Origin of the sequence: Stutzerimonas stutzeri (assembly GCF_051028275.1) — a bacterium.
Taxonomy (GTDB): Bacteria; Pseudomonadota; Gammaproteobacteria; order Pseudomonadales; family Pseudomonadaceae; genus Stutzerimonas; species Stutzerimonas stutzeri_AS.
Genome location: NZ_CP069269.1, coordinates 2109452 through 2134928 on the forward strand (window position 1 = coordinate 2109452; position 25477 = coordinate 2134928).

Here is a 25477-nt window from a genome sequence, read left to right on the forward strand (position 1 = left end):
TGTGCTTCTCAGCCGGAACCCATAGCCGATGCACTCGTCATTCGATCCCGTCCAGCGCCCATCGCAAACGGTCTTGACCAATGGGTTGCGTGTGCGCCTTTTGTCAGTGCCCCGCGGCGTCAACGCAGCGGCTCTGGTGCGAGTCCACGCCGGCTCGCATGACGCGCCGGGCGCATACCCTGGGCTTGCCCACTTCCTTGAGCATCTGCTGTTTCTCGGTAGCCGAGACTTTCCCGCGGCCCAGAGCCTGATGCCTTTCGTTCAGGGTTGTGGCGGCCAGGTGAACGCATCGACCCGTGAGCGGCATACTGATTTTTTCTTTCAAGTTCCATCGAGTCAGTTCGAAGAGGGCTTTCTGCGTCTCATCGATCTATTGGCCAATCCGTTATTGGATCGTGATGCGCAACAGCGTGAACGCGAGGTGCTGCACGCCGAGTTTCTCGCGCGAGCGAAGGACGTCGAAACACTATGCGACGCCGCGTTCGGGCAGGTCACTGACCTAGCCCACCCGTTCAGCGGCTTTCACGCGGGCAATCGGGAAACGTTGCCGGTAGAGGACGATGCGTTTCAGCACTCCCTGCTTGGCTACCACAAGTGCTTCTATCACGCCGGCCAGATCGAACTGCTATTGGCTGGGCCAGTGCAAGGTGACGCGCTGCTGCGTCTCGCCGAGCGAATGGATGATGGGCTCGCTGCAAATCCCCACGTGGCGCGGAAGCCGCCACCGTTGCGCTGGAAGAACAACGATTGGCTCCGGTTGCACCTCGCTGACGCCAACCCGCGCCTGCTGATGGCGTTCGTTCTGGATGGTTTGCCGGATGCTACTCCGGCTGCGCTGGATTATTTGTCCGTCTGGCTCGCCTCCGAAGCGCCCGGTGGGCTGATCCAGCGACTGCGGGAGGCCGAACTTTGCCAGTCGGTCAGGCTGCGCATCCCGTATTGGTATGCGGGGCAGGGCGTGGCCGTCATCGAACTGCTGCCCACCGAGCGCGGACTTGGCGCACGCGCTACGCTGGTCGGCGCTGTGCTCGACTGGTTGCGTTTCTTCTCCGAGCGCACGCATTGGCAGCTGTGTCGCGAGGAGTATCGGCGCGTCCGTCAAAGAAGCTTGCACAGCGCAGAGCCATTGCTGCGGCTGCGTTATTGGGTCGACCCGGTTGCCTGGAGCCCGGACAGTGACGAAGCTGCGGTCGAACAGGCACTGGGCGTGCTTGCGAGATCGATGCTCGAATCCGGTCCTCTGGTTCTAACCACCGACAAGACTGAACGCCCGGCCCTCGAAAACAACGGATTTCCGCTGAGCCTACAAGCCGAGACGCCGCAGCAAACGGATTCGGGGGGCTGGATCTGGGCGCAGCCAACTCCGAATCCGTGGCTGGCGCCTGACATTTCGCATTACGAGGCCGCACGTGTGCCGTCGGCGATACGTTGGCATGGGGCCACTGAGCCGGACGGGCTGGGCGTGTTATTCCTGCAGTGGCGGTTCATGCACGGTCAGCCTTCGCCAGCCGTTTGGCATTCGTTGGCCCATGCCTCCAAATCGATCGCCTGGGCTGCCGAACAAGCGGGGGTCATGCTGCGATTCGAGGATATGGGCCGCGCCTGGACTCTATGCCTTTCAGGGTTTGCCGAAGCGATTCCGGCGATTCTCAGCGATCTGCTGCAACGTTTTAGCGAGCCGCCACGGTCGGCATTCATACAAGGCGAAGCACTGGCCCAGCAAGAAGCCTCTCTCGGCAGTGATGAGATGCTGATTCGTCAGTTGTTCAGACGTTTGCCTCGGCTTCTGGCGCAGCTGCCCTCGGTTGAACGCCAAAGCACCAAGTCGGATCAAGCCATGCTGGCTGGCCTGTGGGAGTCGTCGAAGTGGCACGGGCTGGCTATAGGTTTTCCTGAATCATTGAGCGGGCCGTTGTTCGAGACGACCCGTGCGTGGCCGGGAACGCCCGTCTCTACTCCGCTTGTCGATGACATTGGACAAACCGGCAAGCGGTGGCACTACGTTGGCGGCGGCGCAGACGGGGCGGAAACCGCGTTGCTGCTGTTCTGCCCCTTGCCGGAGCGCACCGCCGAATGCGAGGCAGCCTGGCGAGTGCTGGCACGGATGATCGAGCCAGACTTTTTCCAACGCCTGAGAAGCGAGTTGCAACTGGGATATGCCGTCTTCAGTCGCTACTGCCAATTTGGATCGCACGCCGGTGTAGTCTTCGGTGTGCAGTCTCCAACCGCTTCGGCAGGGCAGATTCTCGAGCATGTCGAGTCATTCTTGCTGGCTGCTTCAGAAAAGCTGGCCAAGCAACCTGTAGAGGCGGTCCAATGCGCTGCTCAGCAGGCCGGCGACCGCCACGTTGCAAGCCCAGCCGACATCCGCACCCATGCCGAGCAGGCTTGGCAGAGTCTCCTGGCGGGGCATGTAATGGACCGGCCGGTCAAGGTTGCGGCCGCTATGCGCGGGCTTCATCGGCACGACCTGACGGCTGCCCTGGCCGCTTTGCGCGAGGCGTCCCGTGGCTGGGTCGTTGTGGCTAACGCACCTGCGCCAGACGCGACGTGGGCCCAGGCCAGCCGCGCCTTGTCTAAGCTGTGAATCATCCAGCGATTCGCGCTGTGCGGGTCGCTTTCAACCGAGGAACATGCAGCATGATCAAAGTCAGCGTGATGTATCCCAACACCCCAGGCGCGCGATTCGACCACGATTATTACCGGGACAAGCACCTGCCGCTGCTCAAGGCCCGCATGGGCGATGCGTGTCTGTACTACACCGTCGACAAGGCGATCTCCGGCCGCACGCCTGACGAACCTGCACCCTTTATCGCGATGTGCCACATCTTCAGCGAGTCGGTAGAAGCTTTCCAGGCCGGTATCGGGCCCCACGCCGAGGAGATCGTTGCTGACATCGCCAACTACACCGACCTGACCCCGGTCCGTCAGATCAGCGAGGTCGTGGTAGGGCACTGACAGCGGATCCGATCGTCTCGGTCATGCCATGACCCGGTTTCGCCCGCCACGCCGAAGACAGCTGATAGCGATGTCCAGACATGCATGAAACGGAGTGTCGCTCTGCCTGTTTTTTCGTGCTGTCACCACCGTTGTGAACTAATCCCGGCTGGGGTCCTTCATACACTCCAGGGGATGTAGAACGGTGGGAGTCATACGGCAGCTCTATGGTTTTTCTTGTTTTGGGAATTCTGCTTTTTCTGATTACGGCGACTGATATCACCAAAACCACGCTGTCGACGCGAGGTGGCGGGACCATCACGAATATGGTGTCCCGGAGTGTATGGCGGTGTTTCTTTGCCGCAGCCGGGCGACGAGGGGAATCCAAGTTGCTCGAATATGCCGGCCAGTGTGTGCTGCTCCTGGTGTTGCTGGTGTGGATCGCCTGTCTGTGGCTCAGCCTTTTCTTGATGCTTGTTTCGGATCCGGGTGCAATCGTGAATGACAGCACCAAAGTCGCCGCAAATGGGTGGGAGACGCTCTATTACGCGGGTTTCACACTGTCGACGTTAGGCGTCGGGGACTTCTCGGCGTCCAGCGATGGATGGCGGATAATGACCAGTGCCGCAGCCTTCTGCGGATTGACCTTCATCACGGCCGCGATCACCTACGTCGTTCCGGTGTTGTCGGCTGTCAGCCTGCAGAATCAGCTGAGCTTGCTCATCACAAGTATGGGGAGGACGCCCCAGGAGATACTGGTCAATAGCTGGAACGGCTCGGATTTTTCGCGCTTCTATGACAACGCCAGCGACATCCGGCAGATGTTGGTGGAGCACACCCTGAACCATCACGCCTACCCCGTGATTCGGTGCTTTCACAACCAGCATGCCAGTAAGAATGTCATCCCTGCGGTTGCCACACTCGCCGAAGTGCTGAGGTTGCTCGATCATGTATCCGAAGCCGTACCTCAAGACAGGCTCAAACGCCGGATGCTAGACACAGCGCTTGATCAACATCTCGACATGCAATGCGCCAACTATCTGGGCGGAGCGCCTTCGGGCACCGAGACGCTCGAGGTAGATCTCGCTCCCTTAAACCTCGCGCAAATTCCGTTCAAGGCGCGTGACGAATTGGGCGAAGAAGAGATTACACAAGCGAAAAAACGGTGTGCCTCGTTAACCGCGCTGCTCGAGGCGGATGGATGGTGTTGGGCGCATGTGTACGGGACCGCCTCAGAGCGTTAGGACCGAGCACGTTGCACGGTCCCGCAGTTGTGGCAGGGGCGTTGATCCGATGACCTACGCCCTGCATTTCTAGTTTTTCAGCTGGCTGGCAAACTGGCCCACCGCGCTGACTACCCGCTTAGCGCCGTCTTGAATCTCGACGATCACAGAGCCGGCCTGATTGGCGAGATCAAGGCCGCTTTCGGCCTGACTGCGGCTGGCCGACATGCTTTGTACAGCCGCCTGTGCCAGGTCCTGGTTCTTGCTGACAACACCAACGATCTCTCCAGCCGCTTTGCTGGTTCGCGCTGCGAGCTGACGCACTTCATCCGCCACGACCGCGAACCCGCGCCCCTGATCGCCAGCCCGAGCTGCTTCGATCGCCGCGTTGAGCGCGAGCAGGTTGGTCTGATCGGCGATGTCACTGATGGTTTTCAGGATTGCGCTGATTAGCTGCGATTGCTTGTCGAGCGCCTCGATTCCATCCGAAGCCTCCTGCATCTGCGACGCTATCTTGCGCATGACGCCCACCGTTTCCTGTACGACAGCAGCGCCTCGCTGCGCACTCAGATCCGTCTGGTGTGATGTGTCGTAAGCGATCGTTGCGGCCTCGGAGACGGCCAGCTCGCGATTGACCTGATCGGTGATAACGGTGGCGAACTTGATCACCTTGTACAGCTTTCCGTACGCATCATGTACAGGGTTGTATGACGCTTCCAGCCAAACGACCTGGCCATGCGCGTCGATGCGTTTAAAGCGATCGACGACGAACTCGCCGCGGTTCAGGCGTGCCCAGAAGTCTCGATAGGCGGCTGAATCGAATTCTTCTCGCTCGCAGAACATCCGATGGTGTTTGCCTCGGATCTGTTCCAGCCGATAGCCCATGCCGTTGAGAAATTGTTCGTTGGCGGTAATGACATGCCCGGTCAGATCGAACTCGATCACGGCCGTAGATCGTTTGAGCGCACTGATGATGCACTCGTGCTCACGGGATGTGGCAATGGTGCGAGTCAGGTTGTTGGCGCACAGGGTGAAGTGATGCAGCGAGCCGTCCGATGCCTTGATGGGCTGCCAGATCGAACGCAGCCAGGCTTCTTCGCCCCCAGCCTGCAGCATGCGGAAGGCACCGCTCAGGTGTTCGCCGCGCTGCATGGCCGCCTTGAGGCTGGTGTAGTTGGGCTCTTTTCGAAATTCATCGGAAAAGAAGCTGTCGATCGAGCGACCAACTATATCGTCGAGGCGAAAGCCCATCTCGCCAAGGAAAAGCGCGTTGGCGTGCTGAACGCGGCCCTGTGGATCGACTTCCAGCACCATCATCTCCCTGTACAACGATTCCTTGATCTGTCGGTTGGTCGCGACGTCTTCACGCAACTCCGCCAGCTCCTGCTTCAGCCTCTTGTTGAACATGTCAGTAATCCGATGAATGAAGAGCAAAGCTGCTCTACAAGCTCATCGGCATGTACAATTTTTTCTTCAGCGCTTTGTTGAAGTTTTGACAGAATATAGGTGGCGTCAATCCGGCCGATGTCAATGAGATTGGTGGCTGTGCTTTCAATCAGACAGTCATGTACGTCAGCACAGGGTACTTGCTACGAATGCGGCTACACCTGCACTTCGCGCGGCCCAGGCGTCGTGACATCCGCCAGGGTTGACCGACTGTCACCCGAGCCTTTCCTGACCACGCTGAAACTGCCGTCGGTCTCGAGTACAACAGCCTCCACGTCGTCGATCGCCGCGATGCCGCTGGAGCGTACAGCCGAGCGCACCTCGTCTTCGGTTACCCGGGCTTTGCGCATCGCCGCTTTCAGCATTTGACCTTTGTAGTACAGCATCGCAGGTTCGCCGGTCACCAGCTTGCGAACCCAGCCAACCCGCACGCTGGTCCAAGTCACGAGGTATTGCAGACCGATAAGCAGCGCGAGCGCCAGCGTCCCTTCGGCTAATGAAACGTCTCGGTTTAGCAGGATGGTGGCGAATGTTGAACCCAGCGCCACGGTGACGATGAGGTCGAAAGCGTTCATTTTCGACAGGGTGCGTCTGCCCGAAATACGCAACAGAACGATGAGGTTGATGTAGGCCAGCACACCGATAACGAGTGTGCGAAACAGGGTCGACCAACCGCTAAAAAACATGCCTTCCACAGCTACCTCCGTTGGGAATCGTCTGTTGGTAGACGACAACGGGGCAGAGGGGTTGCATGCCTCGGTCGTAGCTTCTGGTGAGCGGTTAGTGTGGCGGCTTCGCTTGGCTGTCAGTTCTGCTTCTCGCGAGCCGGCATGATGCGATCCGCCAGCAGCCGCTCAGGGTTGTCACCAAGGGCTAGAAATATCTCCAGCGCAGCGTAGGCGTCATTGGCTGCGTAAAGCCTTTGTGCGTCGGTCAGGGCACGGTTGGCCCAATTGGACGTGGACACGCTGCGCGACTTGCTGATTCGAGCCCCGAGAACGGCCGCGACGGCGCCACGCAGCCCAACCTGACCTTTCTTGTTCTGATAACGGAGCGTCGTGCCCAGATCGATGAAGTGCCGCAAATCGATGCCCAGGCGACTGCGCAAACGGCTGCGATCGGATCCCAAGCCAAAGCCGATCTTGAGTAATCGATCCGACTCCAGCACCGACTTGGCTGCTTGTACGGCCCCCTCGACGCCCATCTGGAAAAGATACGCAGCCCCCGGAGTGGCGAACTGAACCAGATGAGGCCCGGTAGAAACCTCACCCACCTTGAAGGTGGGTTTTGACTCGGTGTCGAAGCCGATCTGGGTGAAGGCACCGATTTCTTGAACAGCCTGAGCAAAGTCTTGTGGGTTGGCCGGCATGACGATTCGCTCCGGTGGCACGCCGGCATAACGGGGCAGGGCATCAAGTTCAGCAACCTGAGGGATACGGATGATGGGCATGGGGGAATCCGGTAGTCACAACTGAGCCGCATCCAGCCTTTCTTTCGATTCACAACGAATCATCTGAACAAGGCTGGGCGACGTGCTTGAGAGTCGCTTCTTTTATAAGGGATAAGAAAATGGGAGCCGATGAACAAGCTGGTGATGAGCAGAGGCGCCAATGATTATGTGACCAAGCCGTTCGGCATACAGGAATTTCTCGCTCGGGTGCGGGCGGTGCTCCGGCAAAACCAGCGCACTGCGACAATGCAATCACAGGCGACCTCCGGCCCGCTGAGCATCGACTTCGCCTTTCGACGCGTCAATCTGAACGGGGAGGAGATAAGCCTGACCCGCAAGGAATACGCAGTGCTCGCGACGCTTGCCCAGCATGCCGGCAGGGTCGTGACGCAACACCAGTTGCTGAAGGACATCTGGGGGCCGAGTCACAGCGGCGACACCCATTACTTGCGGGTGGTCGTGGGCCATCTGCGGCGTAAGTTGGGGGATGATCCTTCTGCGCCGCGGTTCATCATTACAGAGGCTGGGGTAGGTTATCGGTTGGTCGCTGACGACTAGCCCCAGCTGCCATCAACCTGCTCGCATCCGCGGGTGCATGAAATAACCCAGCGCAGCCGGAGTGGCGGTTGCGATCACAGCCGAGCCCAGGATTGTGATCGCGGTCGGCAGCCCGTAATGGTCAGCGATCCAGCCGGCAACGATCAACGGCACGATGCTGCCAACGTAGCCGCATACCAGATAGGTCGAGATCAATGCTGATCGCTCCGTTGGTCCTGCGATACGGTTCACCATGCTGATGCCAGCGAGCAGACACAGGCCATGGCCCGTCGCAGCGGCACACACACCAATGATGAACAAGGCCGATGAGCCCACCTGAAAATTCAGAACCAGCATTGCGTTGCTCAGCACGACTGCGAGCAGGCCGAGCAAACCCGCCCAGCGAATGCTCATCTTTGCCGCCAGCAGTTGCGTGAGGGCAGAGGCGAGCAGGATCACACCGATCGCCGTGCCGCTGACGATCGGGCCGTGCCAGGGCACCATTCGATCGAGAAACAGAGGCGCCATCGAGGCGTAGATTCCGAAGACCCCAAAGGCGAAAAAAGGGCAGGCACAGGTCAGCAGAAACGCCATCGAATCGGGGCGGCTGGCCCAGGTCAAGCGTGGTATGAACGTGCGCAAGCCCAGTTGCGCGGCTGCGCTGAGTTCAGGGTGAGGTTTGAGCTGTACGCGTAACAAGGCATACACCGCCAGTACGCCGAGAACCAACGTGGGCATGTAGGTGGTTTTCAGCGGTTGCGCGAACCACTGGCCTATCACGCCGCCGGTCAGCGGCCCCAGCCCGAAGCCAAAGGCGAGCAGGAAGCTGGTGATCATCGATATCCGCTGGGACGCCCCGTCACGGGAAATCTGTACAAGGCCCACCGAAGCGCTGGTCACGATCAGGCTGGAGGAAAGGCCGACCGCAAAACGACCGATGTTGAGACTGGACAGATCCCACGCCAGCATCGTGACCAGGGTCCCGCCCCATCCGAGCAGCAAGCCGGTCAGCATGACGTTGCGAAAGCCCAAGGTGTCGGACAGGCGGCCCATGAACAACAATCCGAACAGCGCGCCAGCCATGTAGACGACATAGATCAACGAGATATCACTGGTGCGCAGTTGCCATGCCTGCTGATACAGCGGATACAACGGTGATATGAGCGCGGTACCCATCACACCTACACACATGGCAAAGCACACCCAGGGAAACGCGGACCAGCTCTGTTTCATTTCGAACGCCTGAATTGACAATGGAGCGACTTCACACCGCGTGGAAGACTGGCGTGGGCGAGTGCTCTGATCGTTAGGTGCCCACTTTATCGGCTGGCGAGCCTCATCGGGCGTCAATTTGCCTCGTGATTGTCCAGCCATGAGGCGCGACGAGTCGACCTATGGCCACCGCTCACTACTGAGCAGGCGTCGCCCCTTCATGTTCGAGATCACGGCCTTTGACAAACCAGCCATCGCGTTTGCCGAACTCCAAGCCCGGCAAGCCCCTCAGATTCAGCATGACCTGCGTTTCATGAGGATGTGCCAATGCCCAAACTGCTCGAACCCGTTCAACTGAAACAGCTGCGCCTGCGCAACCGCACCGTGCTGGCGCCGATGACCCGCGTCAGCGCGGAGCCTGAGGGCCAACCAAACGAGCTGATGCGCGACTACTACCAGGCGTTCGCCGAGGGTGGTTTCGGCATGCTGATCACCGAGGGCACCTATACAGATACCGCGTATAGCCAGGGCTACCTGAACCAGCCGGGCCTCGCGACGGAGGTGCAGCGAGACAAGTGGGTGCCAATCGTCACTGCAGTCCACGAGGCCGGCGCGGCGATTGTCGCTCAGCTCATGCATGGTGGCGCCCAGACGCAGGGTAATATTCATCACGCTCGTCACGTCGCGCCATCTGCGGTGCAGCCTGCCGGCACTCAACTGAGCTTCTACAGCGGCGAAGGGCCTTACGCGACGCCCGCCGAGATGACCGAAGAGGAAATCCGCGAGGCCATTGCCGGTTTCGCGCAAGCGGCCCGTCATGCACAAGACGCCGGCTTCGATGGTGTCGAACTGCACGGCGCCAATGGATACCTGATCCACGAATTCATCAGCGCGGAATTCAACCAGCGTAGCGATCGCTGGGGTGGTGATTTCATGGCCCGTCTGGCATTTCCGCTGGCGGTCATTGATGCGGTGCGCGAGGCGGTAGGGGAGAACTTCCTGGTCGGCATGCGTTTGTCTCAGGGAATGGTCACTGCCAGCCGCCTGAAGTGGGAGGGTGGTGCCGAGGAGGCCAAGGTACGCTTCTCTACGCTGGCAGACGCCGGGCTGGATTATCTTCACATCACCGAATACGACGTGGGCGCACCTGGCTTTGACGAGGGCCCGACCTTGTCCGCGATCGCCAAGGCCAGCGTATCGATCCCTGTGATCGGTAATGGCAGCGTGACAAGCGGCGCGCAGGCCCAGAAGCTGCTCGATGATGGCGAACTGGATCTGGTTGCTATTGGCAAGGCGGCTTTGGCTAACCACGACTGGCCGCTGCGGGTTCGCGATGGTGATGAGATGACCGAGTTTGATTACGAGATGTTTTCGCCGATGGCGACCTTGACCAATGAACTGGCCTGGCGTGGTGTCAACAATCGGCCAGCCGTCCGTCAGCGTTGAGAGGAGCTGACGAGCGGTGATATCGAGCTACAACCTCCACTACCCCTGGGCCGCCGATAGGGCACTACCAAGGCGGGGCGTTGTCTCTTTCCACAGTGCCATTCTGCTTTTGGCGGACACAGGTGCTTAATACGTCGTCGGAATACTCCGTCATCAATCAAGGGGAATTATCCATGTGGACTAAACCTGCTTTCACCGACATGCGCATTGGTTTCGAAGTCACCATGTACTTCGCCAATCGCTGAGTGTTCTGCCCCGGCTAAGGTCGGGGCTCTGTTTTCCGGGAGCTGCCCATGTTCATCCAGATCCTAGGTTCGGCTGCTGGCGGCGGCTTTCCACAATGGAACTGTAATTGCGCCAACTGCGCCGGGCTGCGAGCCGGCACGCTACGGGCTCAGGCGCGAACTCAGTCTTCCATCGCTATCAGTGACAACGGCGAAGACTGGATCCTGTGCAACGCTTCGCCGGATATCCGCGCCCAGCTGGAATCCTTTCCCAAGCTGCAACCGGCACGAGGCCCGCGGGACACGGCCATAGGCGCAATCATCCTGTTGGACAGCCAGATCGACCACACCACCGGCTTGCTGACGCTGCGTGAAGGCTGCCCGCATGAAGTCTGGTGCACCGAGATGGTCCATCAGGACCTCACCACCGGATTTCCGCTGTTCAAGATGCTTGAGCACTGGAACGGAGGGCTGCGCTGGAACCCCATCGCGCTCGAAGGCAGCTTCCGCATCCCGACTTGCCCGAATCTCGAGATCACCCCGATCCCGCTGCGCAGCTCGGCACCGCCGTATTCGCCACACCGCAACGATCCGCACCCTGGCGACAACATCGGCCTCCTGATCGAGGACCAGCGCACCGGTGGCAAGCTCTTCTACGCACCGGGGCTCGGTAAGGTCAGCCCAGCATTACTGGAGCTGATGCGAGACGTCGACTGCCTGCTGGTCGACGGTACGCTCTGGCGCGATGATGAGATGCAGGTGCGCGAAGTCGGCACCAAGCTGGGCTCCGAAATGGGCCACCTGCAACAAAGCGGGCCGGGTGGCATGATCGAGGTGCTCGATGGCATGCCTGCCTCTCGCAAGATCCTCATCCACATCAACAACACCAATCCGATTCTCGACGAAGACTCCGCCGAACGTGCGGTGCTAGACGAGCACGGCATAGAAGTCTCGTTCGATGGCATGAGTATCGAGCTGTAGCGCTGTCAGCGCACGGTTGCTCGAACCTCGGTGCAGAACGATGCGCCAGGTTTGCCTCAGCCGTAGCCCGCACAACCCGCAAGGAACATTTATGACTCTGCCAGCTATGACTCCATCGGAGTTCGAAGCGGCGCTACGCGCCAAGGGCGACTACTACCACATTCACCACCCGTTTCATCGCGCCATGTACGAGGGGCGTTCCACTCGCGAGCAGATTCAGGGTTGGGTCGCGAACCGCTTCTACTATCAGGTCTGCATCCCAGTAAAGGATGCAGCAATCATGGCCAACTGCCCGGACCGTGATGCACGCCGCGAGTGGGTGCAACGCATCATCGATCACGATGGCGCACCCGGAGAGGAAGGCGGAATCGAAGCCTGGCTGCGTCTGGCCGAGTCGGTGGGGCTGGATCGTGAACAGGTCCTGTCGCAGGAGCTGGTATTACCTGGCGTGCGGTTCGCCGTCGACGCCTATGTCAACTTCGCACGCCGCGCGGTCTGGCAGGAGGCGGCCAGTAGCTCGCTGACCGAACTTTTCGCTCCGACCATCCACCAGTCCCGCCTTGACGCCTGGCCCCAGCACTACAGCTGGATTGATCCGTCTGGCTACGACTATTTCCGCATGCGCTTGAAGGAAGCAAGACGCGATGTCGAACATGGGCTGCGCATCACGCTGGAGCACTACACGACACGGGATAGCCAGGAGCGCATGCTGAACATTCTTCAATTCAAGCTCGATGTCTTATGGAGCATGCTGGATGCCATGAGCATGGCCTACGAACTGGATCGCCCGCCGTACCACACGGTCACGAGCGAGCGTGTCTGGCACAAGGGCATCACCTTTTAACCTGGACTTGTATGCACCGGGAATGATCGAGGACAGGCAATGACTGACATGCTGACCCAGGTTCCGGCATTTCGCCGTGGTTTTCGCTTCCAGTGGGAGCCTGCGCAGAACTGCCATGTGCTGTTGTATCCGGAGGGTATGATCAAACTGAACGAGAGCGCTTCGGCGGTGTTGGGCGAGGTGGATGGAGCACGCACCGTTGGTGCGATAGTCGCCGATTTGCAGAGCCGCTTTCCGGATGCCGAGGGCATCGAGGAAGACATCATCGCGTTTCTGGAGGTCGCCGTTGAACGGTTCTGGATCGAGCTTCGCTAAACCGGGTTTCGAGCCGGGGCCGCCCTTGTGGCTACTGGCCGAACTCACCTATCGATGCCCGTTGCAATGCCCGTATTGCTCGAACCCGCTGGACTTCGCCCGCAGCCACGATGAGCTGAGCACGGCCGAGTGGGTCGAGGTGTTTCGCCAGGCTCGGGAAATGGGCGCGGCGCAGCTTGGGTTTTCCGGCGGCGAGCCGCTGGTTCGGCAGGACTTGGCCGAGCTGATCAAGGCGGCGCGTGACCTGGGCTACTACACGAACCTGATCACCTCTGGTATCGGCCTGACTGAAGAAAAAATCGCCTCGTTCGCCGACGCCGGGCTCGACCATATCCAGATCAGCTTCCAGGCAGCCGACGAGGAGGTGAATAACCTGCTCGCCGGTTCAAGGAAAGCCTTCGCACAAAAGCTCGCCATGGCGCGTGCAGTGAAGGCCCACGGTTACCCAATGGTGCTGAACTTCGTCACCCACCGGCACAACATCGACAATGTCGACCGTATCATTCAGCTCTGCCTTGAACTGGAGGCGGACTTCGTCGAGCTCGCCACCTGCCAATTCTACGGTTGGGCTGAACTCAATCGCGCCGGACTGCTACCAAGCAAGGCGCAGCTTGTACGCGCCGAGCGGATCACCAACGAGTGGCGTGACAAGCTCGCGGCCGAGAACCATCCGTGCAAACTGATCTTCGTCACGCCTGACTATTACGAAGAGCGCCCCAAGGGCTGCATGAACGGCTGGGGTAATCTGTTTCTCGACATCACGCCAGACGGTACGGCGCTGCCATGCCACAGTGCGCGCCAGCTGCCGATCAACTTTCCCAACGTCCGTGAGCAGAACATCGAGCAGATCTGGAAGCACTCGATGGGCTTCAACAAGTTCCGTGGTTTCGACTGGATGCCCGAGCCGTGCCAGTCCTGCGACGAGAAGGAAAAAGACTTCGGCGGTTGCCGCTGCCAGGCCTTCATGCTCACCGGCGATGCAGCCAACGCGGACCCGGTGTGCAGCAAATCCGCGCACCATGGCGAGATTCTCGCGGCGCGAAACCAGGCCGAACAGTCCCCGCGCCGGCTGGATGAACTGACCTTCCGCAACGAGAGAGCCTCGAAGCTGATTCTCAAGGTATAGGTCCATGTTGCGGGGTGATGCCTGAGTGAGTGGAACCCGATCATGACGAAAACCGAAAGGCCCTATGGCTTCTGGCGCACCGACTGGACTGCTGACAAGGCTGCATCCGCCAGCCGCGACTTCGCTGAATTGCAGGCGGGGCATGGGGGATTGTTCTGGATCGAGTTCGATCCAGCCGATGCACGTTGCACGCTCTGGCACTGGCGCGACGGTACAGCTCGATGCCTGACGCCCGATACGTTTTCGCTGCGCAGCCGGGTCTACGAATACGGGGGCGGTGCCCTGTGCCTGACAGACGAGGGCGTTGCCTTCGTCAACGAAAGGGATCAGCAGATTTATCTCCAGCGACTCGACTACACGAGCGTGAGCCAGCCGGTGGCGCTGACTTCGTACAACCAGTGCCGTTACGGTGGCCTGCAATTCGATGCTCGCCGGAGCGCGATTCTGGCTGTTGAAGAGACCCATCGTGACGATGGCGTCGAGCATCGGTTGGTAAGCCTCTCGCTTGCCGGTGGGTTGGAGGTGCTGGCCGAAGGCGCTGACTTCTATGCATCTCCAGCGTTGAATGCCAGCGGGGAGCAGCTGGCCTGGATTCAATGGAAGCGCCCCGAGCAGCCCTGGACCGCCACCGGCCTATGGGTCGCTGACCTGTTGCCAAGCGGGCGACTCGTTAACGTGATGTGCCTGGCGGGAGGAGACGGGGGCGAATCACTGCAACAGCCTCGCTTTGCCCCTGACGGCACCTTGTTCTGTTTAAGCGACCGAGCCGGTTGGTGGCAGCCCTGGCAGCAGCAGGGCGATGCACTCGTTGCGCTAGATCGTCTCGCCTGCCAACGCTTCGATCATGCTCCGGCCCCATGGCAGCTGAGCACGACCAGCTATGTGCCGTTAGCCAACAAGGAATTGCTGGTCACTCGGCTGGTCGATGGGTACGGTTTGCTCTTTGAACATCGCCAAGACGGTAGCGAGCGTCAGCTGGCCGCTGAATACAGTCGATGCCGTCAGCTGGCGGTAGACGACTATCGCTACTATTGCATTTCGGGAGCGTCTGATCGTGCGCCCGCGATATTGGCGATTGACCGCCTGACCGCTGAGACCGACGTACTTGCTGGCGGCGAGCAGCCATTAGCGGCGGACCAAGTGTCCACGCCACAGCCGTTCAGCTTTGCCGTTGCGCATGAGGACACAGCGCACGCCTTCATCTATCCGCCTAAGAATGCCGCTTTCCGAGGCCTGCCGGTTGAAAAACCGCCACTGGTCGTGTTCATGCACGGCGGTCCGACATCGGCGAGCTACCCTGTTTTTGACCCACGCATTCAATACTGGACGCAACGCGGATTCGCTGTCGCAGACATCAACTACCGTGGCAGCAGTGGCTTCGGTCGCGCCTACCGACAGCGGCTACGCGGCGAGTGGGGTGTAGTGGAAGTAGAGGATGCCTGCGCTGCGGTGTACTCGCTTGCTGTCAGCGGCCAGATCGACCCGGCACGCACCTTTATCCGAGGCTCAAGCGCCGGCGGGTACAGCGCACTTTGCGCGTTGGCAGCCAAAACGGGATTCACAGGTGGTGCAAGCCTGTACGGGGTCAGCGACCCGTTGGCCCTGCGACGAATGACCCACAAATTCGAAGCGGATTATCTGGATTGGCTCATAGGCGATCCGGACCGTGATGCCGAGCGATACACAGCGCGTACGCCGCTGAACAATGCTGCAGAGATCCAGGTTCCAGTAATCTTTTTCCAGGGCGGGCTGGATGCGGTAGTTTTGCCTGAGCAGACGGTATCCATGGTGGCCGCGCTGCGTGAGCGGGGCGTGCAGGTGGAATATTGCCTCTATCCTGAAGAGCGTCATGGCTTTCGCCAGGCAGCCAATCTGGCGGATGCACTGGAGCGCGAGTGCCGCTTCTATCAGGCGCTGCTCAGTTAAGCAAACAGGCTCGATTTGACTGAAGCGCAAGCCTTTGTCGATAGAGCCACGCTCAAGCGTGGATTGCCTCATGGCGCCTGCATTGGCACGAAGATTGTCCCTACAAAGGGGCTGCTCATGCCGAATGAAGACGTCGTTGCGGCCGTGCGGTCGCCAACGTCATTCGCACGTTTGACTCGTCATAGGATCGACTATGTCTCAAGGCGCTTGGGCAGCCCCAGCGATAGCAAAGCAGCAAGCAGGACAAAGACACTGGATATCCAGAGACTAACTTCCAAACCATAGCGCTGGTAGGCCCACCCGGACAGCAAAGTGCCGATCAGTCGTCCCAGGGCGTTGGACATGTAATAGAAGCCAACATCCAGTGAGACGCCATCGGCCTTGGCATAGAACACGATGAGATAGCTATGGAGTGAGGAGTTCACCGCAAACAACACGCCAAACAACAGCAAGCCACCAATGAGTATTAGTTGGGGCGACACGCCGCTGCCGAGCGCCAGCGCAATGCCTGCCGGAACGCCCGTCAGTAACAGTGCCCATCCAAACGCTGCCCGGTCGTCTGGAACCTGGCCGCGCTTCTTTCCAGTAATAGCAGGTGCGATCGACTGGACGACTCCATAGCCAATTACCCAGACAGCCAGAAAGCTGCCGACCAGCCAGAAATCCCAGCCAAACACTGTCGATAGGTAGACAGGTAGCGCGACCACGAACCAGACGTCACGCGCACCGAAAAGGAACAGCCGTGCCGCTGACAGATAATTTATGGCGCTGCTTTTCGAGACCAGGTCGCTGAATTTCGGTTTTACCCTGGCCTTGCCCAGGTCTTTTTTCAACAAACAAAGGCTTGCAACCCAAATCAGCGCCAATGTGCACGCCATTGTCAGCAGCGAACCTCGGAAGCCGACGCCTGCGAGCAACGCGCCGCCCACGAAGAAGCCCACACCCTTCAGTGCATTTTTCGACCCTGTCAGCACCGCCACCCATTTGTAGAGCGTGCCTTGCTGGCCCTCTGGCACCAGAAGTTTGATTGAGCTCTTCGCGCTCATTTTGTTCAGGTCCTTGGCGATCCCGGACAAAGCTTGCGCACCCATGACCCAGGGAATCGTCAGCCACGCGGCGGGTATCGTCAGCATCAGCAGCGCGATGACCTGCAAGGCCAGGCCTATGTTCATCGTGCGGTTGAGCCCAAGCCACGCGCCCAGGTAGCCACCGAGTAAATTGGTGATCACACCGAAGATCTCATAGAAGAGAAACAGCGCGGCAATCTGCAGCGGCGTATAGCCCAGCGCATGGAAGTGCAGTACGACCAACATGCGCAGCGCGCCATCGGTCAAGGTGAAGGCCCAATAGTTACCGGTTACCAGCAGGTACTGGCGAACCTCGGGCGCAAGGCGGGCGAGGGCGAGCATGAATAGTCCTGTCGCGTTAAAGAAAGTGGCTAGCCGAGGTTAACCGGCCTGGCCGACCTTTCTCGCCAGCTCTACGGTGCGATTGGCATAACCCCATTCGTTGTCGTACCAGGCATAGAGCTTCACCTGAGTGCCGTTGACGACCATGGTGGACAACGCATCGATGATCGAGGAGCGGGGATCGGTGCGGTAGTCGATTGAAACCAGGGGGCGTTCTTCGTAACCGAGGATCCCCACCAGCGGGCCTTCAATCGCAGCGGCCTGCAACAGGCTGTTGACTTGGTCGACGGTGGTCGCGCGTTCCACTTCGAACACACAGTCTGTCAGCGAGGCGTTAGCCAGCGGTACGCGCACCGCATGGCCATTCAGCTTGCCTCGCAGCTCAGGAAAAATCTCAGCAATGGCAGTCGCCGAGCCGGTAGTCGTCGGGATCAAGCTCATGCCCGATGCGCGGGCTCTGCGTAGGTCCTGGTGCGGCTGGTCGAGAATGCTCTGGGTGTTGGTCAGGTCATGGATGGTGGTGATTGATCCGTGGCGAATGCCCAGATGTTCATGAATCACTTTGACCACTGGCGCCAGGCAATTGGTGGTGCATGAGGCTGCGGTGACAATGCGATGTTGCGATGGGTCGAAAAGCTGATCGTTAACGCCCATGACGATGTTCAACGCCCCGGATTCCTTTACCGGCGCGCTCACAACGACACGTTTCACACCTTGCTCCAGATACGCCTGCAGTGCCGCGACGGTCTTCATCTTGCCGCTGGCTTCGATCACCAGATCGCAATCTGACCAGTTGGTGTCTGCGATTGCCTTGTTTGCTGTGACGTGGATTCGCTTGCCCCCGACGATGACGGCATCGCCGTCACTGTTTGCTTCATGCTGCCAGCGACCATGTACCGAATCGAAGTTCAGCAGGTGGGCGTGCGTGGCCGCATCGCCGGCGGGATCATTGATGCGAATGAACTCCAGCTCCGGCCAGCCCCAGGCCGCGCGTAGGGCCAGACGGCCGATACGGCCGAAGCCGTTGATGCCAACTTTTACAGTCATTAGGAGGTCACTCCAGAGAAGGTGGAAGCTGTGCGGTGATCATCCAGCACGCGGTGCGAACATGATGATCGCCATGCCTAGCAGCGCCACTACACAGCCGATCAGGTCCCAGTGCGTAGGCCGAACGCCATCGACCAGCCACAGCCACAACATGGCCACGCAGATGTAAACGCCGCCGTAGGCTGCATACACCCGACCTGCTGCGGTTGGATGCAACGACAACAGCCAGGCAAAAAGCGCCAGTGAAAGGGCTGCAGGAACGAGTAGCCAGACACTCTTGCCCTGTTTGAGCCATAGATAGGGCAGGTAGCATCCGACGATTTCGGCAACGGCTGTGACGGCAAACAGAGCAAACGTATTGAGCATTCGGTTCTCGCAGTATCGCCAGGAATTAAATGGAACGCTGGTTGACGCGCTGGGATAACGCCTCGGCTGATTCCTTGCGTTCGGAGTAACGATCGACCAGATAGTCCTGACGGCCGCGAAGCAACAGCGTGAATTTCATCAGTTCCTCCATGACATCAACCAGACGGTCATAGAAGGCGGAGGGTTTCATACGGCCTGCATCGTCGAATTCGAGAAAGGCTTTTGGCACTGACGACTGGTTTGGAATGGTGAACATCCGCATCCAGCGCCCCAATATCCGCAACTGATTGACCACGTTGAACGACTGGGATCCGCCGCAGACCTGCATAACCGCGAGCGTCTTGCCCTGTGTCGGTCGCACTGCTCCGATCGCCAACGGAACCCAGTCGATCTGCGCCTTGAACACTGCGCTCATCGATCCGTGCCGCTCAGGCGAACACCACACCTGTCCTTCAGACCAATTCATGAGTTCACGCAGCTGCTGAACCTTCGGGTGGGTGTCCGGCGCGTCATCCGGAAGCGGCAACCCGGCCGGATCGAATATCCGTGTCTCGGCACCTAGCTGCTGCAGCAGACGTGACGCCTCTTCAACCAGTAGACGGCTGAACGAGCGGGATCGGTTCGATCCGTACAGCAGCAGGATCCGTGGAGGATGGGTGAGGTCTTGCGAACGCTCGAGCTTTTCGTAATCGGGCGCTGCGAATAGCGCATCGTCGAGGTTGGGAAGATGCTCATGAAGCGGATCGTGGTCAGTCATGTCTGCTCTCAGCTCGCTTAGCCACAGATGGCGCGTTCAGGTCGGTCCCGCATGGATTTCAGCCGTTCGCGACTAGGCGCGAGCCACTGATCCTCGGCTTCGATAATGGATTGCAACATTCGCCTGGCCCATGCCGGCAGGTCTGGATGAAGCCGGTAATAGACCCAATGTCCCTGGCGACGGTCTGCAAGGACACCGCAGTTTCGCAACTGCGCCAGATGCCGGGAGACCTTTGGCTGGATTTCGTCCAGTGCAAACGTCAGCTCGCATACGCACAGTTCTTCCTCACGGGCTATCAACAGCGTCATTCGCGCTCGCGTCTCGTCTGCCAGGCATCTGAAAACAGCGGTGGGGGTCAACTGATCAACCATCGGAGCCGAGAACTAACATCAGGATGAATATACGGTTTGGCGAATATATAGCCTTCCGAATGTGAGGTAAACGAGGCCAACGAATCGAGCATCGCGGGCAGTCATATGGCTCGTTCCACGAACGGGTTGCTAGCCATTATTGAAACCAAGCAGCAGCAGCGCGTACCCGAGCGAACCGAGCAGAAAAGCCGTAAAGCGACTGTCGCGCTCTTCCGGCAATTCTTCTTTCATGACGTTCAGGATTATCGAGCCGCCTACGAAAGCAGTGAGTGCCGAAACGGCCAGTTCCGAAACTTCCGTTAGAACGCCCAGTGTCCACCCAGCCAGCGGCATCGCCGCGAGCAGCCAACGCCCCCTGCGCTTGAAAAGACCCTTGTGGTCCGCCTGAAGGGCGAAGTCATTGACCAGAAAATGCAGGCCCATTGCGATGCAATAAAGAACCAGTGTCGTCAGGCTACTGTTTTCGCCATGAATCAACAGATAGCCGATCAGGCCGTTGTAGATCGCGAATGCACTGATATGCAGCCAGAACACCCCGGCGTGAGGCTCTTTGTCCTCCGGCAGGTGACGGCGATGCACTTTGATAAGACGTTCGAGCCCATAGAAGGTGGACAGACCAAGTAAGGCCAACAGCCAGACGTGATGCTCAAGGTAACTGAGCAGCCACCAGTCGCTTCCGCCCAGCACTTCCTGGCCGCGCGCCAGCTCAGGCAGCAGGTGAACGAATACATATGCCACCGAAACGCCGCCGGCCATGGATAACCAGCGGCTGCGAGGGAGACGGTTTAGCTGACGCAAACGTCCCGCAAACACATGGACGGCCGCCAGAACGAAGGCTGCAACGAAGCTGGTAAACAAGAGCGAAACCACCCGATGATGTTGTTGCTGAATAGATAAGACAGACTTCGGAACGCCAGCATGCGTTCATCCTGGCACCAGGTCTGACGAGGCACTCGGTAGTGGCCACGCGCCATGCTGCGATGTATGGTCTGGGTAAGGCGGCAAATTTTTTGTTAGAGTTCGCTGCTTACGAAGCGAGCAGTCAGCCCGCGTCAGATTTGCACAGAAACGAGGTGTCGGCTTGATTAGGGTGCTTGTGGTCGATGACCACGATCTAGTACGCACAGGCATTTCCCGTATGCTTGCTGATATCGATGGCCTCCAGGTCGTTGGCCAGGCGGAATCCGGTGAGGCTGCGATCAAGAAGTCCCGAGAGCTCATGCCTGACGTCGTGTTGATGGACGTCAAGATGCCAGGCATTGGCGGCCTCGAGGCGACCCGCAAGCTGCTGCGTAGCCACCCAGACATCAAGGTCATCGCGGTCACTATCTGCGAAGAAGATCCTTTTCCAACACGCTTGCTTCAGGCCGGTGCGGCTGGCTACCTGACCAAAGGTGCTGCGCTGGATGAGATGATCCAGGCGATTCGCATGGTATTCGCCGGGCAACGTTACATCAGCCCGCAGATAGCTCAGCAACTCGCACTGAAGTCCTTCCAGCCGAAGGTCAACGGCTCTCCTTTCGATTTGCTTTCCGAACGCGAGATTCAGATCGCGCTCATGATCGCCAACTGCCAGAAGGTCCAGACTATTTCAGACAAGCTCTGCCTGTCGCCCAAGACCGTCAACACCTATCGCTATCGCATTTATGAAAAGTTGTCGATCACCAGTGACGTCGAACTGGCGTTGCTGGCGGTCCGACACGGTATGGTCGACACCATCAACTGATGAGCGGCTTCGATTCCTCAGCGTTCCTTGCTTCCTGCAGTGGGCGGCCCGGCGTCTATCGGATGTTCGATGCCGAGTCCAAGCTGCTCTACGTCGGGAAAGCGAAAAATCTCAAAAAACGCCTGGCCAGTTATTTTCGTAAGATCGGGCAAGCACCGAAAACAGCTGCGCTTGTAGCCAGGATCGCCCAGGTCGAAACGACGATCACGGCTAACGAAACTGAAGCGCTGCTGCTTGAGCAAACACTGATCAAACAGTGGCGACCGCCCTATAACATCCTGCTACGCGACGATAAGTCGTACCCCTATGTATTCCTCTCGAGTGGCGACTTTCCTCGACTCAGCATTCACCGAGGCGCCAAGAAGGAGGTGGGTCGCTATTTCGGTCCCTATCCCAGCGCCGGCGCCATCCGAGAGAGCCTGAGCCTGCTGCAGAAGGCGTTTTTCGTACGCCAGTGTGAGGACAGCTACTACCGCAATCGCACCCGCCCGTGCTTGCAATATCAGATCAAGCGCTGCAAGGCGCCATGCGTGAACCTCGTCAACCCGGATGAATATGCCGAAGACGTCCGTCACTCGATCATGTTTCTGGAGGGGCGCAGCAATGCCCTGGCCGAGGAGCTTTCCAAGAACATGGAAAAAGCCGCGATGGCGCTTGATTTCGAGCGCGCAGCGGAAATAAGGGATCAGATCGGTATCCTGCGACGCGTTCAGGACCAGCAGAGCATGGAAGGCGGCAGCGGCAACGTCGATATCGTCTCTGCCGTGGTGAGCCCTGGTGGCGCCTGCGTCCATCTGATCAGCGTACGCAGCGGCCGCGTACTGGGAAGCAAGAATTTCTTTCCTCAGGTTGCGATCGAGGAAAGTATCGGCGATGTCCTTCAGGCGTTTCTGGAGCAGTATTACCTCAGCTCCATGGAGCGCGATCTTCCATCCGAGCTCATCGTCAACGCCGTACACGAGGACTTCGAAACCTTGATCAGCGCGGTGGCTGAGCTGCGTGACGTCGAGCTGGTCATCACCCATCGTGTTCGTGGTACTCGGGCACGCTGGCAGCAGCTGGCATTGACCAACGCCGAGCAAGCGCTCGGCGCAAGATTGGCAAGCCGGCAGCATCTGGCGGCCCGGTTCCAGGCCCTGGCCGAGGCACTGGATATGGATGAGCAGCCGAGTCGCCTGGAATGTTTCGACATCAGTCACTCCAGTGGCGAGGCTACCGTTGCATCCTGCGTAGTGTTCGGTCCGGAAGGGCCGTTGAAGTCCGATTACAGACGCTACAACATCGAAGGTGTTACTGCCGGTGATGACTACGCGGCCATGCACCAAGCGCTCTCGCGTCGATTCAGGAAAGCGGCGGAGGGGGAGGGCAAGCTGCCCGATATCCTGCTGGTGGACGGAGGTAAGGGGCAACTCAACATGGCTCGCGAGGTGCTGCAGGAGCTGGCTGTGCCTGACCTGATCCTGCTGGGTGTCGCCAAGGGCGTCACCCGTAAGCCGGGTTTCGAGACGCTGTACCTGAACGACGCAGCGCATGAATTCACGCTGCCGGGCGATTCGCCTGCGCTCCACCTGATCCAGCAGGTGCGAGACGAAGCTCACCGATTCGCCATCACAGGCCATAGAGCACGAAGAGGCAAAGCGCGTACTACCTCGACGTTGGAAGGAGTGCCCGGCATCGGACCGAAACGCCGTCGAGAACTGCTCAAGCACTTCGGTGGTCTTCAGGAACTCAGCCGAGCGAGCCTTGACGAGATCGCCAAGGCCCCTGGCATCAGTAAAAAGCTTGCCGAGTCGATTTATGCCGCTCTGCACAGTGAGTAGAATGCCTTCTAAATCTGCGGATCAGTGGTATCGATGAACATCCCAAATATCCTCACCGTGCTGCGCGTGCTGCTGATACCGATCATTATCTTACTGTTTTACCTGCCTTTTAAGTGGAGCTACCTAGCGGCAAGTGCCGTGTTTGCCATCGCTGCCATCACCGACTGGCTGGATGGGTATCTGGCCCGAAAGCTTCAGCAGAGCACACCCTTCGGGGCTTTTCTTGATCCGGTGGCGGACAAGTTGATGGTGGCGGTGGCCCTGGTATTGCTCGTTGAGGAACATGCGAACCTTTGGCTGACGTTGCCGGCGGCGATCATCATCGGGCGAGAAATCGTGGTGTCGGCGCTGCGCGAATGGATGGCGGAACTGGGCGCCCGCGCGCAGGTGGCGGTGTCAAACCTGGGGAAATGGAAAACTGCGGCGCAAATGGTCGCGCTCGTCATTTTGCTGGCTAACCCCCCTTTGACGACTGTTTGGGTGGGGCTTGGTTATGCCTTGTTGATCATTGCTGCGGCTCTGACATTGTGGTCGATGGTCAACTACCTAATGGCCGCCTGGCCCCACCTCAGCCCTACCGAAAAGAAATAAAAAACTTTTTTAATCAAAGGCTTGACGGGACGTGCTGAAACTATAAAATGGCGCCCGTCACCAAGACGATGCGGGAATAGCTCAGTTGGTAGAGCACGACCTTGCCAAGGTCGGGGTCGCGAGTTCGAGTCTCGTTTCCCGCTCCAGTTTGTTGACGATGACGCCGCAGTATGCGGCGTTATCGTTTTGAGGCCGGTTGGCAGAGTGGTTATGCAGCGGATTGCAAATCCGTGTACGCCGGTTCGATTCCGACATCGGCCTCCAGTAAATAGAAAAACCGCGAGCGAAAGTTTCGCGGTTTTTTTGTGCTCGAATTTAGCTCGGTCTCGGTCTTTTCTTTTCAGCTGCATCTATCTATTGGCGGAACCTGTCCGCTCCGGACTGGAACTGTAGGTCGTCTGGCAGTGACTGACACATAGAGACTATTAAGGAGTCCTCTATGTCAGATGCAATGAGCTACCTCGCGATTGCGCTCGCTGGCGCTGTGATCGTTTTGGATCTATTAGCAATCATCAGCGTGTTCAAGAGCGACCGCAGTGTGGGAGCGAAAGCCCTATGGGCGCTGGGCATCGCGATTTTCCCGATTCTGGGTCTGGTGTTCTGGTTGATAGTGGGTGTTCGCCGGCACCATTGAACCAGCAACTGCGAAAAGCGTGCGTAGCCTGGGGATGCCTTTTTGCTCGATACTGAGGCGCCCCAATGCCGTTCGGGTTGCACCTCAGCCAGAGGCTCGTTATAGTCCTGCGCCGCGATTAGCATCGCGCCTCACCGTCCCGCCCGGATGGCGAAACTGGTAGACGCAAGGGACTTAAAATCCCTCATCCGAAAGGGTATGCGGGTTCGATTCCCGCTCCGGGCACCATCGGGACACACTGACGACGTCAGTGACTAACCTGGCACCAGAGCCGGTTTCCCTTCCTGAACATCAGCCCACCTCTGAAGCACGGCATGTGACCAATGGCATCGGTCACCGTGAACGCAGTGTCGACACAAGCCTCTCATCTGTATGCACTGTTTGCGGCAGAGGAGATGAAGAGATGGGCAACGAGCGCGACGATTCTTCGTACCAGAACAACGATGCTTCCAGGGCAGAACGTGCCGGCAAGGATGATCTGGTCATCCCTGGTTCCCCACCGCCATTAGGCTCCGAGCGAACGGATGTCAGCCCCGGCCATGAAGCCGGAGTGGATGAGTTGCCAAACAATGACGGTAGTACGCCACGAAGCCGAAGCCATGCCAGGGGCGATGAGGTGATGAGCGGTGTGCCTGACATCGATCCCGACAGTGCGGAACTGGATGACGCCCCTAATCCCCGATAGTGGTTGCGCAACAAAAAGCCCCGCACGTGGCGGGGCTGTAGGTGACTAGCCAGTCGTTCCCTTGTCCTTTGATTCGCTTGCCTGCGAATGATCCTTTGCGGGTCTCCCTATCCCGTTGCGCCTCCTGCGCTACTGGTTAGAAGAGTACGCAAGGCGGGGGCAATCCGATACCACCAAACGCCGCTACCGTGAGTCAGCTAAGGCTTACGTGTAGTAAGCATTCAACGCTTGATACAGCACCCAAGAGCGAGACGATCAGCCAATGAACAAAAAGATGAAGTGTCTCGGCGTCGTTGCGGGAAGCTCGCTGCTGTTGGCTGGCTGCAGCGCGTATGAAGTCGTGCCTCCAGCGCAACAAACCGATGAATACGTCTTCGCCTGCAACAAGTTAAGTGGGCAGTCCG

The 25477-nt window shown here is 58.9% G+C and carries 25 protein-coding genes, 3 tRNA genes and 1 pseudogene; 19 read left to right on the top strand and 10 right to left on the bottom strand.

Translation table 11 applies throughout. The features are described 5' to 3' along the window. The first annotated feature begins 28 nt into the window (after positions 1-28). The 3 genes from pqqF to JQR87_RS09715 all read left to right on the top strand — a co-directional run bounded on the left by pqqF (position 29) and on the right by JQR87_RS09715 (position 4181). Entirely contained in the window at positions 29-2587 is a 2559-nt protein-coding gene (pqqF, locus tag JQR87_RS09705) for a pyrroloquinoline quinone biosynthesis protein PqqF (protein ID WP_407290636.1), read from the top strand. Positions 2588-2640: 53 nt separating this feature from the next. Next, complete coding sequence (locus JQR87_RS09710) at positions 2641-2958, top strand: EthD family reductase (protein WP_407290635.1); 318 nt, start codon at positions 2641-2643, stop codon at positions 2956-2958. Positions 2959-3164: 206 nt separating this feature from the next. After that, a complete protein-coding gene (locus tag JQR87_RS09715; RefSeq protein WP_407290634.1) occupies positions 3165-4181 on the top strand; it encodes a potassium channel family protein in 1017 nt (338 codons plus the stop codon). A gap of 69 nt (positions 4182-4250) precedes the next feature. Here the strand turns inward: JQR87_RS09715 and JQR87_RS09720 are convergent, their stop codons facing one another. The 3 genes from JQR87_RS09720 to JQR87_RS09730 form a co-directional block, all read right to left on the bottom strand. Further along, positions 4251-5567: a methyl-accepting chemotaxis protein gene (locus JQR87_RS09720; RefSeq protein WP_407290633.1), complete on the bottom strand. Its 1317-nt coding sequence runs from the start codon at positions 5565-5567 to the stop codon at positions 4251-4253. Between the two features lie 194 nt (positions 5568-5761). Further along, positions 5762-6301, bottom strand: a complete 540-nt coding sequence (locus tag JQR87_RS09725; RefSeq protein WP_407290632.1) for a DUF421 domain-containing protein — start codon at positions 6299-6301, stop codon at positions 5762-5764. A gap of 110 nt (positions 6302-6411) precedes the next feature. Continuing rightward, entirely contained in the window at positions 6412-7056 is a 645-nt protein-coding gene (locus JQR87_RS09730; RefSeq protein WP_407290631.1) for a 3'-5' exonuclease, read from the bottom strand. 150 nt (positions 7057-7206) lie between these two features. Between JQR87_RS09730 and JQR87_RS09735 the strand changes: the two are divergent. Beyond that, positions 7207-7614 (top strand): annotated as a pseudogene (locus JQR87_RS09735) (winged helix-turn-helix domain-containing protein); the annotation flags it as partial. Positions 7615-7626: 12 nt separating this feature from the next. Here the strand turns inward: JQR87_RS09735 and JQR87_RS09740 are convergent. Next, a complete protein-coding gene (locus JQR87_RS09740) occupies positions 7627-8826 on the bottom strand; it encodes an MFS transporter (RefSeq protein WP_407290630.1) in 1200 nt (399 codons plus the stop codon). Positions 8827-9132: 306 nt separating this feature from the next. Here JQR87_RS09740 and JQR87_RS09745 point away from each other — a divergent pair, with 306 nt between their 5' ends. The 7 genes from JQR87_RS09745 to JQR87_RS09775 all read left to right on the top strand — a co-directional run bounded on the left by JQR87_RS09745 (position 9133) and on the right by JQR87_RS09775 (position 15667). Next, the gene (locus JQR87_RS09745) at positions 9133-10251 is read left to right on the top strand and encodes an NADH:flavin oxidoreductase (RefSeq protein ID WP_407290629.1); all 1119 of its coding nucleotides are present in this window, start codon (positions 9133-9135) and stop codon (positions 10249-10251) included. A gap of 173 nt (positions 10252-10424) precedes the next feature. After that, the gene (gene pqqA, locus JQR87_RS09750; RefSeq protein ID WP_003284930.1) at positions 10425-10496 is read left to right on the top strand and encodes a pyrroloquinoline quinone precursor peptide PqqA; all 72 of its coding nucleotides are present in this window, start codon (positions 10425-10427) and stop codon (positions 10494-10496) included. A 48-nt stretch (positions 10497-10544) separates the two neighbouring features. Continuing rightward, positions 10545-11456, top strand: a complete 912-nt coding sequence (gene pqqB / locus JQR87_RS09755) for a pyrroloquinoline quinone biosynthesis protein PqqB (protein WP_407290628.1) — start codon at positions 10545-10547, stop codon at positions 11454-11456. Positions 11457-11547: 91 nt separating this feature from the next. Next, entirely contained in the window at positions 11548-12300 is a 753-nt protein-coding gene (gene pqqC / locus JQR87_RS09760; protein WP_407290627.1) for a pyrroloquinoline-quinone synthase PqqC, read from the top strand. Between the two features lie 39 nt (positions 12301-12339). Then, positions 12340-12615 (top strand): pyrroloquinoline quinone biosynthesis peptide chaperone PqqD, encoded by a 276-nt coding sequence (gene pqqD / locus JQR87_RS09765; protein WP_407290626.1) that lies wholly within the window; start codon positions 12340-12342, stop codon positions 12613-12615. Next, positions 12587-13741, top strand: a complete 1155-nt coding sequence (gene pqqE, locus JQR87_RS09770) for a pyrroloquinoline quinone biosynthesis protein PqqE (RefSeq protein ID WP_407290625.1) — start codon at positions 12587-12589, stop codon at positions 13739-13741. Before pqqD ends, pqqE begins: the two co-directional genes overlap by 29 nt. Before the next feature lie 42 nt (positions 13742-13783). After that, positions 13784-15667: an alpha/beta hydrolase family protein gene (locus JQR87_RS09775; protein WP_407290624.1), complete on the top strand. Its 1884-nt coding sequence runs from the start codon at positions 13784-13786 to the stop codon at positions 15665-15667. 191 nt (positions 15668-15858) lie between these two features. Here JQR87_RS09775 and arsJ read toward each other — a convergent pair whose 3' ends face one another. The 6 genes from arsJ to JQR87_RS09805 form a co-directional block, all read right to left on the bottom strand. Then, positions 15859-17076, bottom strand: coding sequence for an organoarsenical effux MFS transporter ArsJ (gene arsJ / locus JQR87_RS09780; RefSeq protein WP_407290623.1), 1218 nt, complete (start codon positions 17074-17076; stop codon positions 15859-15861). 39 nt (positions 17077-17115) lie between these two features. Then, positions 17116-18123: an ArsJ-associated glyceraldehyde-3-phosphate dehydrogenase gene (locus tag JQR87_RS09785; protein WP_407290622.1), complete on the bottom strand. Its 1008-nt coding sequence runs from the start codon at positions 18121-18123 to the stop codon at positions 17116-17118. Between the two features lie 39 nt (positions 18124-18162). After that, on the bottom strand, positions 18163-18489 hold the full coding sequence (locus JQR87_RS09790) for a YnfA family protein (RefSeq protein ID WP_407290621.1): 327 nt from the start codon (positions 18487-18489) through the stop codon (positions 18163-18165). 25 nt (positions 18490-18514) lie between these two features. Then, the gene (gene arsH, locus JQR87_RS09795; RefSeq protein WP_407290620.1) at positions 18515-19246 is read right to left on the bottom strand and encodes an arsenical resistance protein ArsH; all 732 of its coding nucleotides are present in this window, start codon (positions 19244-19246) and stop codon (positions 18515-18517) included. A gap of 17 nt (positions 19247-19263) precedes the next feature. Further along, a complete protein-coding gene (locus JQR87_RS09800; protein WP_407290619.1) occupies positions 19264-19617 on the bottom strand; it encodes a metalloregulator ArsR/SmtB family transcription factor in 354 nt (117 codons plus the stop codon). A gap of 129 nt (positions 19618-19746) precedes the next feature. Next, positions 19747-20475: a hypothetical protein gene (locus JQR87_RS09805; RefSeq protein ID WP_407290618.1), complete on the bottom strand. Its 729-nt coding sequence runs from the start codon at positions 20473-20475 to the stop codon at positions 19747-19749. A 223-nt stretch (positions 20476-20698) separates the two neighbouring features. On the opposite strand from JQR87_RS09805, the gene gacA reads away from it, so the two are divergent. From gacA to JQR87_RS09845, 8 genes are all read left to right on the top strand, one after another. Further along, positions 20699-21343: a response regulator transcription factor GacA gene (gacA, locus tag JQR87_RS09810; protein ID WP_407290617.1), complete on the top strand. Its 645-nt coding sequence runs from the start codon at positions 20699-20701 to the stop codon at positions 21341-21343. Beyond that, positions 21343-23163: an excinuclease ABC subunit UvrC gene (gene uvrC / locus JQR87_RS09815; RefSeq protein WP_407290616.1), complete on the top strand. Its 1821-nt coding sequence runs from the start codon at positions 21343-21345 to the stop codon at positions 23161-23163. The genes gacA and uvrC overlap by 1 nt, the downstream gene beginning before the upstream one ends. Before the next feature lie 33 nt (positions 23164-23196). Further along, complete coding sequence (gene pgsA, locus JQR87_RS09820; protein ID WP_407290615.1) at positions 23197-23754, top strand: CDP-diacylglycerol--glycerol-3-phosphate 3-phosphatidyltransferase; 558 nt, start codon at positions 23197-23199, stop codon at positions 23752-23754. A gap of 70 nt (positions 23755-23824) precedes the next feature. Further along, positions 23825-23900, top strand: a tRNA-Gly gene (locus tag JQR87_RS09825). Between the two features lie 44 nt (positions 23901-23944). Beyond that, positions 23945-24018: transfer RNA gene (locus tag JQR87_RS09830), tRNA-Cys, on the top strand. A 175-nt stretch (positions 24019-24193) separates the two neighbouring features. Further along, entirely contained in the window at positions 24194-24388 is a 195-nt protein-coding gene (locus tag JQR87_RS09835) for a PLD nuclease N-terminal domain-containing protein (protein ID WP_407290614.1), read from the top strand. A gap of 141 nt (positions 24389-24529) precedes the next feature. Then, a tRNA-Leu gene (locus JQR87_RS09840) sits at positions 24530-24616 on the top strand. A gap of 175 nt (positions 24617-24791) precedes the next feature. Next, positions 24792-25073 carry a hypothetical protein gene (locus JQR87_RS09845; protein WP_407290613.1) on the top strand — a complete coding sequence of 94 codons (282 nt, stop codon included), beginning with the start codon at positions 24792-24794 and terminating at the stop codon, positions 25071-25073. The last annotated feature ends 404 nt before the right edge of the window (positions 25074-25477 follow it).